This window comes from Paenarthrobacter sp. 22069, from assembly GCF_052046035.1.
GTDB lineage: Bacteria > Actinomycetota > Actinomycetes > Actinomycetales > Micrococcaceae > Arthrobacter.
Genome location: NZ_JBQEQF010000004.1, coordinates 45,782 through 59,088, shown reverse-complemented (window position 1 = coordinate 59,088; position 13,307 = coordinate 45,782). Strand labels below are relative to the sequence as shown.

Below are 13,307 nucleotides of genomic sequence, written 5' to 3'. Positions count from 1 at the left end.
TACCGGCGGTTGCAACAACCCCGCTCGCTGGGCCCCCGGCGTCTGCAATGCGCCGCTTATTGGCGGACACCCGCCGGGAAACATGCAAAGGCGGGCATTCCGGCTCCGGCCGGGATAAAAGGCCGGCATTCGGTGACAGCAAACTGACAGTCATCCTGTGATAATCAAAGTCTTGCAGAATAGTAAGCCTGCTGATTGAATGATGGAACCGGAAATGGGGGCCCGGTACAACTTACTGAGAAGGAGTGGCAACATGGGCATTATCGGATTTCTCATTTTGGGCCTGATTGCTGGAGCCATTGCGAAGGCCATCCTGCCGGGCCGCCAAGGCGGAGGCTGGGTGATCACCATGGTCCTCGGCGTCGTGGGCGCAATCCTCGGCGGCTGGATCGGATCGCTGATCTTCGGCGGCGGGCTGGCAGAGTTCTTCGACATCAGGACCTGGCTGCTGGCAATCCTCGGCTCGATCATCGTGCTGCTGATCTACGGTGCAGTCACCAACCGCAGCGGCCGCCGCGTGTAGCCGCTTTCGCCTAATTCATCTGTAAGAGGCGCCGGACCCAATTGGGCCCGGCGCTTTTTACGTCCCCGCCACACTGTCCAGGGCGAATTTGCAGCCCGCCTTTCCCGCCCAATTTCCCGGCGCGGCCTTTATGATGGCGAAGGGGTGGTGTAATGACCGGGTTTCTCGGCCGTAGCAACAATGTGGCATTACATTCTTTTGGCGTGGCGATGGACGCAAGTCCCGATGGGCTGCTCGTTCTGGCAGCGGATGGCACTGTCCAGGCGGCCAACGCTGCAGCGGCAAGGCTTTTCGGATTGGACCAGGAGAAGTTCGCCGGGCTGGACCACCGTCTGCTGATCGCACGGGGCTTCCGCGACGAGGTGGCAGCCCTGCTTCACCAGCTGATCCACCGGCCGGATGAGCACCCGCAGCCGCTGGAGGTCACCGGGTTGCGCGGGGACGGTACCGGATTTCCCCTGGAAGTGGCCGTCGCGCTCCTCCCCCACCCTGGGAACACAGCAAAGCCTGATGGCAGCACTGGGGGAAGCGAAGCACTGCTGCTGCTCTCCGCCCGGGGGACGGCGCACCGTAAGGCATCCGATGCCAGCCTCCGCGCGGCCATGTCGCTGCTGACGGCAACGCTCGAATCCACCGCCGACGGAATCCTGGTCATGGGCAATGACGGCCGTGTTGCCGGATTCAACGAACAATTCCTCTCCATGTGGAACCTGCCGCCCGAGATCATGGAAGCCGACAGCGATGCGCACGCCCTGCGGCTGGTCATCGCACAGGTTGCAGACCCCATGGCCTTCACTGAGCGGCTCGGGCAAGTGCAGGAGGACGCGGCAGCCGAAAGCCATGATGTGGTGGAGCTTCGTGACGGCCGCACACTGGAACGCTACTCCCGGCCGCAGCGTGTGGGCGACAGGATTGTGGGCCGGGTATGGAGCTTCCGTGATGTGACGCTGCGGCGCACGGCCCAGGAACAGGCACACAAGGCAATGATGGACTTGGCGATCCAGGCTGAAAAGCTGCGCGCCATGGCGTTCCAGGACCCGCTGACCGGACTCGCCAACCGTGCCGTGTTCAACGACGCCCTGGCCGAAGCCCTGCAGGAACCGCGGCTCAAAGCGGTGGATGTCCTGCTCCTTGACCTGGACGACTTCAAGGAAGTCAACGACATCCTTGGCCACCAGGCGGGCGATGACATGCTGGTTGAAGTGGCGCGCCGCCTCCGCGGCTGCGTCCCCACCGCCGATGTGGTGGCCCGGCTGGGCGGCGACGAGTTCGTGGTGCTCATGACTGCATGCCCTGATGCTGACGCCATCGCGGCGTGCATCGTGCGCTGCCTTCACGTCCCCGTGACCATCGCCGGCACGGTCCTCCGTCCCAGCCTCAGCCTTGGAGTGGCTTCCCTGGGCCAGGACAGCGTTGGCCCGTCCGAATTGCTGCGGCACGCGGACATCGCCATGTATGCGGCCAAGGCCGCGGGCAAGAACCGGTTCCTGCGGTTCCACCCGGACATGATGCAGGCGCTGGTGCAGCGCACCCACATGGAAAGCGGCCTGCAGTTGGCTGTTTCCCGCGGCGAGATCACCGTTGACTTCCAGCCGATCGTCTCGCACCGCCGGGGGCAGGTGGTCCAGCTCGAGGCGCTGGCGCGGTGGGACAGGGACGGCGAACGCGTGCCGCCGTCGATCTTCATCCCGCTCGCCGAGCGCACCGGCCTGATCGGCGAAATCGGCGCCGAAGTAATGGCCACCGGCATGGTGCAGCTGGCCCGGTGGCTCAACGGGGACCCGTCGCGGTCCCTGGCGGTGAATGTCTCCGGTGTGCAACTGCAGGAACCGGACTTTGCCGCCACAGTCCTGCGGTTGGCCGAGGCCAGCGGCGTGGAGCCCTACCAGCTGGTCCTGGAAGTGACCGAGAGTGTATTTTTCGACGCCGACTGCAGCCTGATCCAGCAACTCAGCAGGCTGCGGGACGCCGGGGCCCGGGTGGCGCTGGATGATTTCGGCACCGGCTATTCATCCCTGGGAAGGCTGCAGGACCTGCCGGTGGACACGGTCAAAATCGACCGGTCCTTCGTGTCCATGGTCAGGACCGGCAACGAGCGGCTGCCCATCCTCAGTTCCATGATCAACATGGCGCACAGCCTGGGCCTTACCGTCACTGCGGAAGGGATTGAGACGGCGGCGCAGGCGGACTACCTGACGGCGCTGGAGTGCGATTCGCTTCAGGGGTTCCTGTTCTCATTGCCCGAGCCCGGTGACCGGCTTGGCCAGGCCCTGCACCACGCGGAAGAGGCACTGCACGCCCTCAAGGACCGCTAGCAGGACCTTGAGGACTTAGGCCGCTTCCTTGCGGCCGGGGCGCTGCGGTTTTGGCTGGGTGGCCGGCGGCTCCACCGGGTTCGGCGTGGAAGTCGCCGCGGGTGCCGGGGAGGATGCCGGCACAACCGAGGCCTCAGGGGCCGACGGCGCCGGCTCGCCGAAGGAGTCAGCGGCAGGTTCGGCACTGGTTGCCTGGGCAGATCCCGCGGCGCGGTTGCGGCGCCAGCGGCGGACCAGGTCGGCGCCGGCCAGCAGCCCTGCAAGGGGGGTCAGCACGGCGGCGGCGTAGACGAACAGCATCCAGGTCAGGGTGGTCAGCGGCGGCTGGTTGTTGTTGAGCAGCGACAGGCCGCCCAGCATGCCTACAACCCAAAACAGCAGCACAGCGGTCAGCACGGCGCCGGCAGGAAAATACTGGTTGGTCACGACTTTTTTCAGGGCTTCCATGCACTTCCTCCTGCCTGGCCGGGGGACGGCAACAACCGTTCAAGACAAGTATGGGGCCGGGCCGGCAATAAACGGCGCAAGACAACACGGCGAGTGACCAACCTAACGCAGCCACCCGCCGTCGTACCGAATCCCGGGCCTGAAAGCGGGCCGAAACCCTTCCCGGAAGGCGATCCGGCGAATACCGTAAAGCCTGTCTGCCCACACCTTTGGAGGTTCCCATGCGCAAAGTCACTGCCGGCCTGTTCCACTCGGTGGACGGGGTGGTGTCCGAGCCCTTCAAGTTCCAGTTCGACAGCTTTGACGAGGAGCTCGGCCAGGGCATGACCAGGATGATGAATGAGGTGGACACGGTGGTCCTGGGCCGCGTCAGCTACCAGGAGTGGGCCGGCTACTGGCCCACCGCCCCGCAGGACCAGGACTTTGCCGCGTTCATCAACCCCGTGGAAAAGTTCGTGGCTTCGCGGACACTGACGGGGCCGCTGGAGTGGCAGAACTCGCAGCTGATGGACGCGCCGCTGGAGGAGTTCATCGCCGCATTGAAAGAGCGCGACGGGGGCGAAATCGCCGTCTGCGGGAGCATTTCCGTGACCCGGCAGCTGCTGTTCGCCGGGCTGCTGGACTCCCTGACACTGATGACGCACCCGGTCATTGCCGGCAGCGGCCGCCGGCTGTTCGAGGACGGGGACCCGCTCACCCGGCTGGTGCTGCAGGACCAGTCGACCACCAGCAAGGGCAACGTCCTCAGCACCTACGGTGTGCGCAAGGACTAGCCTCAGGCAGCCAGCGGCGCCCCGAACAACTCTTCTGCCAGCCTGGCCAGGTGGTCCGGGATATCGGCTTCGGCTCCGTGTTCGCCGCGGCCCAGGAAGACGGCGGTGCCGCGGATCCCGTTCAGGTCCAGGCCGCATTCGTGCATGAGCTGGTCGGCGCGGACGTTGAGGGGCAGGAGCGTGATGACGCTTTCCGCGTTGAGGTAAACATGCCAGTCACCGCGGATCACCGATTCCAGCGGCCCGCCCACCAAGGCTTCCAGTGCCTGCAGGTCCGCTGCCACCTGCTCGATCCGTAGGGGTTCGGCATTGTTGGCCGGGACTACGAGTGCTGTGTAAGTTCTGTTGTTCATCGTTCGTTTCTCCATAGGCATTAACACCTGTGGAGGCGGCGGTGTTCCCGGCGGCTATGCCTTCCCGGCCAGCCGCGCGATGTCGGCGGGCGTGGTACGGCAGCATCCGCCCAGGATCCGGGCACCGTGTTCCCGCCAGCCGTCGGCAGCGGCGGCGAGGGTTGCCGGTGCTCCTCCCCCAGCCGAATCGTCCTGCCTCTCCGCCTGGCTCCACGTCTTGGTCCCGGGATCGTAGGCCTCCCCGGAATTCGGATAGGCCACCAACGGCGTCGCCGTATGCAGGCGCAGTGCCGCGAGCGCCGGACCCACCAGGTCAAGCGGAACGCAGTTGACCCCCACGGCGGCAACATGCGGCTGCCCGTCCAGGAGCCGGGCAACGTCGGCGAGCGGGGTTCCGTCACTGATGTGGCCGCCGTCGCGCAGGGAGAAGGAAAACCAGCTGTCGACGCCGTGTTCCCGGGCAAGTGCCAGGAGGGCCTCCGCTTCGGCGAAGGAAGGCAGCGTTTCAAACGCCAGGACGTCCACGCCTGCATCGACCAGCGCCCCAATACGGGGAGCATGAAAGTCCCGGAACTCCCGGGCGGTCAGGACGTAATCGCCCCGGTACTCCGAGCCGTCCGCGAGGTAGGCGCCGTATGGCCCTACCGAACCGGCCAGGAGAAGCACCCCGGCGTCGGGATGATCCGCCAGATGCTGCCGCCGTGCTTCATCCGCCAGCCGGACGGAGAGGGCAACCAGCTCCAATGCATCCTGCGCACTGATGCCACGCGCCGCGAAACCCTGCGGGGTGGCTTGGTAACTGGCGGTGGTGGCGATGTTGGCCCCGGCGGCAAAGTAGTCGCGGTGGACTTCCGTGATCAGTCCAGGCTGCTCCAGGAGAACCTTGGCGGACCACAGGGGATCGTTCAGATCGCAGCCGCGGCGCTCGAGTTCCGTAGCAAGTGCGCCGTCGGAGACCAGGCCGGCGTTGCTTTCCAGCAGGGCGGACAGCAAAGGGCGGCGCTGCATCTCAACTCCAGTCAATTGTGGGCTTTTACTCATTATAGACAAGTTTCCATGCTTGTAATGCATATCACTGTGTGCCACGATGACAGCAGCAACGACCATTACAGGAGGAATATTCGTGAGTGTGCACCTGAACAGTGTCCGTAAGCTGCGGGTCCACTGGCCTATCAGCGCGGAAACCTTCGGCCGGATAGCCGCCGGAGATGCCACGGCTGTCCGGCAGGATCCGGGGCTTGCAGAACTCCTGCATACCGTTGAGCAGTTCCCCGACCTCGGTGATTTCGGGAACTACAAGCACGTCTTCGAATCCGGAATCGGATTTGAAGGATTCTCCTGCGGCGAAGGGGCCTCGCCCACCCTCGGCCGGGTGGGCGAGCAGACCATCTCTCCCACGTTCGTCTTCACCACCTATTTTGACGCCGGAGTGGACCGCGCCGTCCTGGAACGGGCCATGCAGGAACTGGTGGCCATCCACCCCTGGGAACTGCCCGTCATCGAGGTGACCGGGCCCTTGAGCGTTGCCGGCGCCCTGCACCGTAGAACCCCCTCGGCGGCGGCAGCATCATGACACTCACCGCCACTGCCGCCTGGCCCGCGCTTCAGTCCGCCCTGGCAGGCAGGACATTTACGGACCTCACCCACGCCTTCCACCCGGGCCAGCCCCGTTTCCCCGCCTTTCCCGACGAAAACCGGGAGGCGCTTTTCGACCTTGAAAGAGGCGACGGATTCACAGCCCACCGGTATTCGATCGTTGGCCAGTGGGGCACGCACGTGGATCCGCCATCCCATTTCATCCGCGGCGGCCGCACCCTTGACCGGATTCCAGTCCAGGAGATGATTCTCCCGCTTGTGGTCCTGGACATCACCCAGCGCGTTGAACGGGATCCGGACGCCGTCCCCACCCTGCAGGATGTGAACGGGTGGGAAGACCGGAATGGAAGAATTCCGGCTGGATGCTTCGTTGCCCTGAGGACCGGCTGGAGCGCACGGTGGCCCGACGGTGATGCCATGGCCAACAAGGATGCGGACGGGGTCGGCCACACTCCCGGGTGGTCCCGCGAGGTGCTTTCCTTCCTGGTGGAGGAACGGTCGGTTTCGGCCATCGGGCACGAGCAAACAGACACGGATCCGGGGGCGGCAACCTCGCAGGGGGACTTTGGCCTGGAAACCTACATCCTGGCGAAGGACCGCTGGCAGATCGAATTACTGGCTGATTTGTCCGGCCTCCCGGAATCCGGTGCCGCGATCGTGGCCAGCTGGGCCAAACCCTACGAAGGAAGCGGCTTTCCCGCCCGCGTCTTCGCCATCTCCTGACCCGGTCGGACGGTCATCTAGACTCGGACCATGTCGAGGACTTCAAGCATGGGACGGGGCGTCATGGCCGTCCTGGCGGCCGGGGAACGCCACCTGCGTGGCCTCCCCGGCGGCACGGTGGCAGAGATCGCAGGAGACCTGGGCAAGGACCGAAGCCAGGTTTCCAGGAGCCTGCGGACAGCAGAACAGGAAGGTTTCCTGCGGAGAACCCCCGAACGCACCTTTGCCCTGGACTGGGGCGTCCTGACCGACGCCCTCCTGCTGACCCGGCGCCGGCTGGCTACCGACGGGACCGCAGCCCTGGAACGCCTCTCGAGGGAGACCGATGAGGGGTGCTTCCTGGGCGTTCTCAGCGGCAGGAGCACAGTAACGGTGGGCGAAAGCGTCCCGGCGAGCAGCCGGATGGTGGGCTCATGGCTGGGCCGGCCCTACCCTGCCTACTGCAGCGATGCCGGCCAGGCACTCTTTTGGGAGACTCCGGACGATGAGGTCCGTAAAATTTTCGCCGGCGTCCAGTTCCAGCAGCACGGCCCGAACACACCGGCCGATGTTGAGGACTTCCTGGCACGCCTCGGGGAGGCACGGGTCCGCGGCTATTCCATCGTGGATGAGGAAGCGGAGCCGGGGCTCTACTCGCTGGCCGTACCTGTCAGGGACTTCAGGGGCGACGTGGTGGCGGCCCTCCAGGTAGTGGGCCTGAAGAGCCGCCTTCAACCCAGCCGGGCCGAACACGCCCAAGCGCTCGTGCGCCAGGGCAAATGGCTTGAAGGCATGCTCGGATGGCGATCGCCGGACAGCCATCCATAAGGGCCGACTACTGGCCGACTACATCTACGGGCCGGGACGGACCGAGCCTTGCCGCTGCCTCTGCGAGCACATCCGCCAATTCCCCTTCGCGCGGCCCAACGTCCGGCTGGCCGCCCAACACACTCAGCGAAGCGACGATCCCACCGCCCGGATCCCGGATAGGCACGGCCACCTCCACGATCCCGTGTTCGAATTCCTCCGTGGCAACAACGAACCCATGGGGTTTGTCTTTTGCCATCAGTTCCCACGCCTCAGCGCTGGAATGCGGGGCGCCGGGACCACCAACGCCGACGAAGTTCACGTCGGCAAGCAAAGCTTCAAACCCGCGCCGCTTATGGTCCCACAGCAGCGCCCTGCCCGATCCAGTGCACCAGGCGGGGGTCACCATGCCGGGCTGGACGAAGCTGCCAGCCTGCGAATCGTTGCTGGACGCCAGCAGGAGGATGACCCGGTAACCGTCGCGGACGGAGATACGGGCGCGCAGTCCCGTAGTGGCCACCAGCGCCTCCAGTTCCGCCCCCGCATGCCGTATCCACCCCGTATTGAGGGTGGCGGCAAGGCCGAAGAAGCCCGCCCCTACACGGAACGGTCCGCGTTCGCGGCGCTCGAGCAGGCCAAGCTCACAAAGCTCCTGGGTTAGACGGGAGACCCGGCTTTGGTCCATGTCCAGCTCGGCGGCCAACTGGGAGACGCCCATGAGCTGCTTCCCGGTTTTTTCCCGGTCAATGACCAGACGCACGATTCGCAGTCCCTGCGCCAGTGATGACGCCTCCGGGGAGTTATCCACCCTGCTGCTCCTTCCGACCGGCAACCACCCTATCCTCACATGCGCACAGCACCGCCCAGCGGGAGGCAGCGATCAGGCAGAAGCAATGCCGTGTGCCGGATACAGCCATGGCCTGGTGCGGACGTTCAGTGTTCGCACCAGGCCATGGAAGGGTTCAGCCCCGGGCATTCCTTTCAGCTGCGGCCTGGCGCCCGTACCTGATGTGGAAGTAGCCGTAGCAGGCTGCGACGAAAGGTATACCAAAGTACAGCGCCGCCACCTGGGTAGGGTCCAGGGCGATGCCGACCAGGGAAACGGCGCAGAGAGTGAACGCCAGGACCGGCACCAGCGGAAAGAGCGGCGCGCGGTAGGACAACGTGGACACGTCCCCGCCGTTCCGGACAAAAGACCGCCGGTGGAAGAAATGCGAGGCGGTGATGGACATCCAGACTCCCACCACCGCGAAGCCCGCTACCGATACCAGCACCAAGTAGACGGTTTCCGGGGCTACCACGCTGCTGATGAGTGAGGCCAGTCCTCCGAGCATGCTCACCGAGAGCGCGGTCATGGGGATGCCGCGCTTGGTCAGCTTCTTGAGCGCCTGGGGTGCGTGGCCTTCGTCAGCAAGGGAGTACAGCATCCTTGCGCAGGAGAACAAGCCGCTGTTGCCTGCAGAGAGCAGCGCCGTGATGATGACGAAGTTCATCGCATCGGCGGCAAAGGGAACACCCGTGGCCGTGAATACCGTCACGAACGGGCTCTCATCGAGCCCGACTTCCTGGTAAGGAATTGTGGCGGCAATAACGGCGATGGCTCCGACGAAGAACACCAGGAGGCGGATGACCGTGCTGCGCATCGCTTTGGGGATGCTCGTGGCGGGATCCTTCGTCTCCCCGGCGGCGACGCCGATCAGTTCAGAGCCCGAGAAGGCATAGAAGACGGCGAGCGCCGTCACCAGAACGCCGGTGAAACCGTTGGGGAACAGTCCTCCCTCGGTGTTGAAGTTTTCGAACAGGAAGGGATGGTTGCCCGATTCGCTGAGCGGGTGGAAGCCCAGGAGGGCTGCGCCGCCCAGGACGATGAGCCCGATGATGGCGCCGACCTTGATAATGGCAAACCAGAATTCCGACTCGCCGAAGAACTTGGACGACACGGCGTTGAGTCCGAACAACGTCGCAGCGAAGACAAGGCACCAGACCCAGACATCAACGCCGGGGAACCACCGCTGCATGAGCAGCCCCGAGGCAGTGAACTCCGATCCAATGGCGACCGCCCAGCACAGCCAGTAAAGCCAGGCGGTCGCGAATCCCGTGGCGGGACCAATGGACCGGGCAGCGTAAATATGGAACGCACCCGAGACGGGGTAGGCGATGGCGAGCTCCCCCAAGCAGGCCATCACCAGGTAAACCACGAAGGCACCGACGAGGTAGGCGAGAACTGCGCCCAGCGGACCGGCCTGGGAAATGGTGTAACCCGAGCTGAGGAACAGGCCGGAACCGATCACCCCGCCCATGGCGATCATGACAAGGTGCCGGGGACCCATCGAGCGGCGGAGCCCTGATTCCGCTGACGGCGGTGCATCCGGCTCCGGCTTGAGGGTGAGGGGGGTCGATGATTCCAAGAGGTGCCTCCAGTGGGGGGGATGGTCGGAAGGACGGCCGCGGTTCGGGTGCCGGTCCATGAAAGCTCTAAGCGCGTCGACAGTGACGAAAGTAACACAAACTGGCAGTTTTAGTCATCAAAATCATATTCAAATGCGAATGTTGCACGTTCATTGCGGTTACCCCGTATGTCGATTTGCCCTCCGGATGGTCGTTTCGCCTCCGCGATGGAGCGTTTGGACATGCCTCAACGGACACCCGGCAGGGACACGATGGGAGCATCATCAACCACATCAAGGGAGCAACAATGACCACCTACGACATCGCACTGATCGGGTTCGGCGGCGTTAACCGGACCCTCGCCGAGCTGATCGCCACCAGAGGGGATGCGCTCGGCCGCACCCTCGGGTTTGACCTGCGGGTAGTTGCCATTACGGACCTTCGGCTTGGTTCCCTGGTCCAGGACGGGGGCATCGACCTTGACATGGTCTTGGGCCTGGACCCCGCCGTCGCGACGTTTGCAGCTTACGGGGGGTCAGCGGACCCGGACAACGAGCACGTGATCCGGACCTGCTCTGCCGGGATCATTTGCGAAGCAACGTTCACCAACCCTGTAGACGGCGAGCCTGCGGCTTCACACGTCCGCTGGGCGCTGGAGTCCGGAAAGAGCGTCTGCACCACCAACAAAGGCCCCGTCGCCCTGCACGGCCGGGAGTTGGGCCGGCTCGCGAACCTGAAGGGGCTGCATTTCGAGTTTGAGGGCGCGGTGATGAGCGGGACACCCGTCCTTCGGCTGGCCAAACAACTGCTCCCAGGTCTGGTGGTCAATGGGTTTGAAGGCATCCTCAATGGCACCAGCAACTATGTCCTGGGCAGGATGGAAGATGGCCTCAGTTTTGAGGAGTCCGTCCTCGAAGCCCAGCACCGGGGGTATGCAGAGGCAGATCCCACGGCCGACATCGAGGGCTACGACGTCCAACTGAAGGTCCTGATCCTCGCCAATGAACTGCTGGGGGCGGACATCACGCTCGCGGACGTGCAGCGCCAAGCCATTTCAACGCTGGCCCCCGAGGACATCAGGAGCGCCAGGAGTGAAGGGCGGCGGTGGAAACTGGTGGGCTCCGCGCAGCGGAACGTGGACGGAACCATCAGCGCCGGCGTCTCCCCCGTGGCACTCCCCCTGGACCATGGCCTCGCCGGAGTTTCGGGCGCCGGCAACGCAGTGTCATTCAACACCGATCTCCTCGGACCGGTGACGGTGTCCGGCCCCGGGGCCGGACGGGTGGAGACGGCGTACGCCCTGCTGTCAGACATCATCGCCATGCACACGGCAGGGATCCCGGTGGCTGCAGATGCGTGAATCAACCCTTGCACCCCTGGAGCACCCAACGGCAGCGTTCCGCGGGGTGCTCAGCCCCTACGACGGCCGGGCGGTGGGCACAGTCGCCCTGACCCCGGCGGAGTCCGTGGACGCGATCATTTCGGCTGCCCGGGCCGGGGCCGAACAGGCACGTGCTTTGTCCCGCCATGCCCGCGGGAAGCTGCTGGACACGGCCGCCGCAATAATCGACGCGCGGCGCGAAGAGTTCGCCCAAACCATCACAGCCGAGAGCGGCAAAACCATCCGCCAGGCGCGCAAGGAGGTGCTGCGGGCAGTTAACACCCTTCGCCTGTCCGCCGCGGAGGCACGCCGCAACGCAGGAGAGACCATTCCCTTTGACTCCTATGAAGGCTCCGAGGACCGCATGGGATGGTACTCACGGGAACCGCTGGGCATCATTGCGGCCATTACCCCGTACAACGATCCCCTGAACCTGGTGGCGCACAAGGTGGGCCCGGCAATGGCCGGAGGCAACGCCGTCATCCTCAAGCCCTCCGCGTTGACGCCCCTGTCCGCGCAACTGCTCGCCGAGGTCTTCGCCGAAGCGGGCCTGCCTGCCGGAATCCTCTCAGTGGTCCACGGAGACAAGGACGTGGCGGAGGCGATCGTGCGGAGCCGGGAGGTCCGCATGGTGTCCTTCACCGGCGGATTCACGGCTGGCGGGGCCATCGCCAGGACGGCAGGCCTGAAGAAGCTGTCCATGGATCTGGGCGGGAACGCCCCGGTCATCGTCATGGAGGACGCTGACATCGATGCTGCCGTTTCGGCCTGCGTCTCCGGAGCCTTCTGGGCAGCGGGCCAGAACTGTGTGGGGGTTCAGCGCATCCTGGTAGCCACCTCCCGTTACAACGAGTTCCGCCAGCGCTTCCTGCAGGAGACGTCACGGTTGGTGGCGGGTGACCCCGCCAAAGAGGCCACCGACGTCGGCCCCATGATCAGTTCCACCGCGGTGGACCAGCTCCAGGCCAAAATTGACGCTGCGGTTGCCTCCGGCGCCTCAGTCCTGACAGGCAACAGCAGGGAGAACAACGTCCTGCATCCCACCGTCCTGGAGCGGGTGCCCGCTGGCAGCAGGCTGTGGACGGAAGAGGTGTTCGGGCCGGTCGTCATGCTTCAACCCTTCACGGCCTTCGACGAAGCCGTCGGCATGGCCAACGCCATCGACTTCAGCCTGCACGCCGGGATCTTCACCCGATCGCTGGACACGGCATTGGAAGCCGCGGGCCGCATTGACGCAGGCGGCGTCATGGTCAACGACTCATCGGACTACCGCTTCGACGGCATGCCGTTCGGCGGATCCAAGTATGGCGGCCTGGGCCGCGAAGGAGTCCGCTTCGCCTATGAGGAGATGACCCAGCCGAAAGTGGTGTGCATCAGGCGCCCGGGCTGATCACCCGGGACGGAGCCTGGCCGGGGGCGGTTCCCGGCTGGCCCGGCCTCGCTGCTGCGTCCCGCCGGACATAGTTGGACAGGGTCATCGCCGTTACGGTGTCCGTCACGCCCGGCGTGGCCGCAATCTGTTCCCAGATCTCCTGGATGCGTTCAAGTGACCGTGCTTCCACCCTCACCAGCAGATCGAAGTCACCGCTGACCACATCGCACAGGACCACCTCCGGGATCGATTGCAGCACGGCGATGACGTCCGATCCGCGCACCCTGTCCTTCCGGTAGACCATCAGGAAGGCCGAGACCGTGCCGTGCCCGGGGGCGCCGGTCACCACCGTGTAGCCCTGGATGTACCCCTGCCGTTCCATCCTGTCGATGCGTTGCCTGACCGCGTTGCGGGACAGCATCACCTTCGCGGCCAACTCCGCGTGGCTGACCCGGGCGTTGCGTGTCAGCTCCGCCAGGATGCCCTGGTCGATCCGGTCAAGACTCGCCCGCTCCATGTTTCACCCTTCACCGCATGACTTTCCAACAGCAGACAGGAGTCGGCCCGGCTCCAGAACGAAAGCACACAGAGATGATACGTCGGCAGCAGCCGCTCCAGATCCAGCGGAGAGCATTCAGCACATGTCGTGG

Annotated in this window: 14 protein-coding genes; 8 read left to right on the top strand and 6 right to left on the bottom strand. The window is 65.0% G+C overall.

The window, feature by feature from the left end:
* Window positions 1–253: 253 nt before the first annotated feature.
* A complete protein-coding gene (locus ACTJK0_RS04260; RefSeq protein ID WP_043452229.1) occupies window positions 254–523 on the top strand; it encodes a GlsB/YeaQ/YmgE family stress response membrane protein in 270 nt (89 codons plus the stop codon).
* A 209-nt stretch (window positions 524–732) separates the two neighbouring features.
* On the top strand, window positions 733–2,838 hold the full coding sequence (locus tag ACTJK0_RS04255) for a putative bifunctional diguanylate cyclase/phosphodiesterase (RefSeq protein ID WP_440744475.1): 2,106 nt from the start codon (window positions 733–735) through the stop codon (window positions 2,836–2,838).
* 15 nt (window positions 2,839–2,853) lie between these two features.
* On the opposite strand, the gene ACTJK0_RS04250 is transcribed toward ACTJK0_RS04255, so the two are convergent.
* A complete protein-coding gene (locus ACTJK0_RS04250; RefSeq protein ID WP_440744371.1) occupies window positions 2,854–3,285 on the bottom strand; it encodes a hypothetical protein in 432 nt (143 codons plus the stop codon).
* 221 nt (window positions 3,286–3,506) lie between these two features.
* Here ACTJK0_RS04250 and ACTJK0_RS04245 point away from each other — a divergent pair, with 221 nt between their 5' ends.
* Window positions 3,507–4,058 carry a dihydrofolate reductase family protein gene (locus ACTJK0_RS04245; protein WP_440744370.1) on the top strand — a complete coding sequence of 184 codons (552 nt, stop codon included), beginning with the start codon at window positions 3,507–3,509 and terminating at the stop codon, window positions 4,056–4,058.
* 2 nt (window positions 4,059–4,060) lie between these two features.
* Here the strand turns inward: ACTJK0_RS04245 and ACTJK0_RS04240 are convergent, their stop codons facing one another.
* Together ACTJK0_RS04240 and mmuM are read right to left on the bottom strand one after the other, a co-directional pair.
* Window positions 4,061–4,411, bottom strand: a complete 351-nt coding sequence (locus ACTJK0_RS04240) for a DUF3846 domain-containing protein (RefSeq protein WP_440744369.1) — start codon at window positions 4,409–4,411, stop codon at window positions 4,061–4,063.
* Window positions 4,412–4,465: 54 nt separating this feature from the next.
* On the bottom strand, window positions 4,466–5,419 hold the full coding sequence (gene mmuM / locus ACTJK0_RS04235; protein ID WP_440744368.1) for a homocysteine S-methyltransferase: 954 nt from the start codon (window positions 5,417–5,419) through the stop codon (window positions 4,466–4,468).
* A 115-nt stretch (window positions 5,420–5,534) separates the two neighbouring features.
* Between mmuM and ACTJK0_RS04230 the strand changes: the two genes are divergently transcribed.
* From ACTJK0_RS04230 to ACTJK0_RS04220, 3 genes are read left to right on the top strand one after another with little or no spacing between them, the layout of a single operon-like run.
* A complete protein-coding gene (locus tag ACTJK0_RS04230; protein ID WP_440744367.1) occupies window positions 5,535–5,984 on the top strand; it encodes a hypothetical protein in 450 nt (149 codons plus the stop codon).
* Entirely contained in the window at window positions 5,981–6,730 is a 750-nt protein-coding gene (locus tag ACTJK0_RS04225; RefSeq protein ID WP_440744366.1) for a cyclase family protein, read from the top strand. Before ACTJK0_RS04230 ends, ACTJK0_RS04225 begins: the two co-directional genes overlap by 4 nt.
* Before the next feature lie 30 nt (window positions 6,731–6,760).
* Entirely contained in the window at window positions 6,761–7,537 is a 777-nt protein-coding gene (locus ACTJK0_RS04220; protein WP_440744365.1) for an IclR family transcriptional regulator, read from the top strand.
* 7 nt (window positions 7,538–7,544) lie between these two features.
* Here ACTJK0_RS04220 and ACTJK0_RS04215 read toward each other — a convergent pair whose 3' ends face one another.
* Together ACTJK0_RS04215 and ACTJK0_RS04210 are read right to left on the bottom strand one after the other, a co-directional pair.
* On the bottom strand, window positions 7,545–8,324 hold the full coding sequence (locus tag ACTJK0_RS04215; RefSeq protein WP_440744364.1) for an IclR family transcriptional regulator: 780 nt from the start codon (window positions 8,322–8,324) through the stop codon (window positions 7,545–7,547).
* Window positions 8,325–8,478: 154 nt separating this feature from the next.
* Window positions 8,479–9,924: an amino acid permease gene (locus ACTJK0_RS04210; RefSeq protein WP_440744363.1), complete on the bottom strand. Its 1,446-nt coding sequence runs from the start codon at window positions 9,922–9,924 to the stop codon at window positions 8,479–8,481.
* A gap of 287 nt (window positions 9,925–10,211) precedes the next feature.
* On the opposite strand from ACTJK0_RS04210, the gene ACTJK0_RS04205 reads away from it, so the two are divergent.
* Both ACTJK0_RS04205 and ACTJK0_RS04200 read left to right on the top strand, forming a co-directional pair.
* Window positions 10,212–11,264 (top strand): homoserine dehydrogenase, encoded by a 1,053-nt coding sequence (locus ACTJK0_RS04205; RefSeq protein ID WP_440744362.1) that lies wholly within the window; start codon window positions 10,212–10,214, stop codon window positions 11,262–11,264.
* Window positions 11,257–12,675 (top strand): aldehyde dehydrogenase family protein, encoded by a 1,419-nt coding sequence (locus ACTJK0_RS04200; protein ID WP_440744361.1) that lies wholly within the window; start codon window positions 11,257–11,259, stop codon window positions 12,673–12,675. Before ACTJK0_RS04205 ends, ACTJK0_RS04200 begins: the two co-directional genes overlap by 8 nt.
* On the opposite strand, the gene ACTJK0_RS04195 is transcribed toward ACTJK0_RS04200, so the two are convergent.
* Entirely contained in the window at window positions 12,659–13,174 is a 516-nt protein-coding gene (locus tag ACTJK0_RS04195; RefSeq protein WP_110542716.1) for an Lrp/AsnC family transcriptional regulator, read from the bottom strand. The two genes, ACTJK0_RS04200 and ACTJK0_RS04195, sit on opposite strands and share 17 nt — an antisense overlap.
* Window positions 13,175–13,307 lie beyond the last annotated feature (133 nt).

Coding starts and splice junctions, on each gene's coding strand:
- ACTJK0_RS04260 (WP_043452229.1), top strand. CDS start 254: ATGGGCATTATCGGATTTCTCATTTTGGGCCTGATTGCTGGAGCCATT.
- ACTJK0_RS04255 (WP_440744475.1), top strand. CDS start 733: ATGGACGCAAGTCCCGATGGGCTGCTCGTTCTGGCAGCGGATGGCACT.
- ACTJK0_RS04250 (WP_440744371.1), bottom strand. CDS start 3,285: ATGGAAGCCCTGAAAAAAGTCGTGACCAACCAGTATTTTCCTGCCGGC.
- ACTJK0_RS04245 (WP_440744370.1), top strand. CDS start 3,507: ATGCGCAAAGTCACTGCCGGCCTGTTCCACTCGGTGGACGGGGTGGTG.
- ACTJK0_RS04240 (WP_440744369.1), bottom strand. CDS start 4,411: ATGAACAACAGAACTTACACAGCACTCGTAGTCCCGGCCAACAATGCC.
- mmuM (WP_440744368.1), bottom strand. CDS start 5,419: ATGCAGCGCCGCCCTTTGCTGTCCGCCCTGCTGGAAAGCAACGCCGGC.
- ACTJK0_RS04225 (WP_440744366.1), top strand. CDS start 5,981: ATGACACTCACCGCCACTGCCGCCTGGCCCGCGCTTCAGTCCGCCCTG.
- ACTJK0_RS04220 (WP_440744365.1), top strand. CDS start 6,761: ATGTCGAGGACTTCAAGCATGGGACGGGGCGTCATGGCCGTCCTGGCG.
- ACTJK0_RS04205 (WP_440744362.1), top strand. CDS start 10,212: ATGACCACCTACGACATCGCACTGATCGGGTTCGGCGGCGTTAACCGG.
- ACTJK0_RS04200 (WP_440744361.1), top strand. CDS start 11,257: ATGCGTGAATCAACCCTTGCACCCCTGGAGCACCCAACGGCAGCGTTC.
- ACTJK0_RS04195 (WP_110542716.1), bottom strand. CDS start 13,174: ATGGAGCGGGCGAGTCTTGACCGGATCGACCAGGGCATCCTGGCGGAG.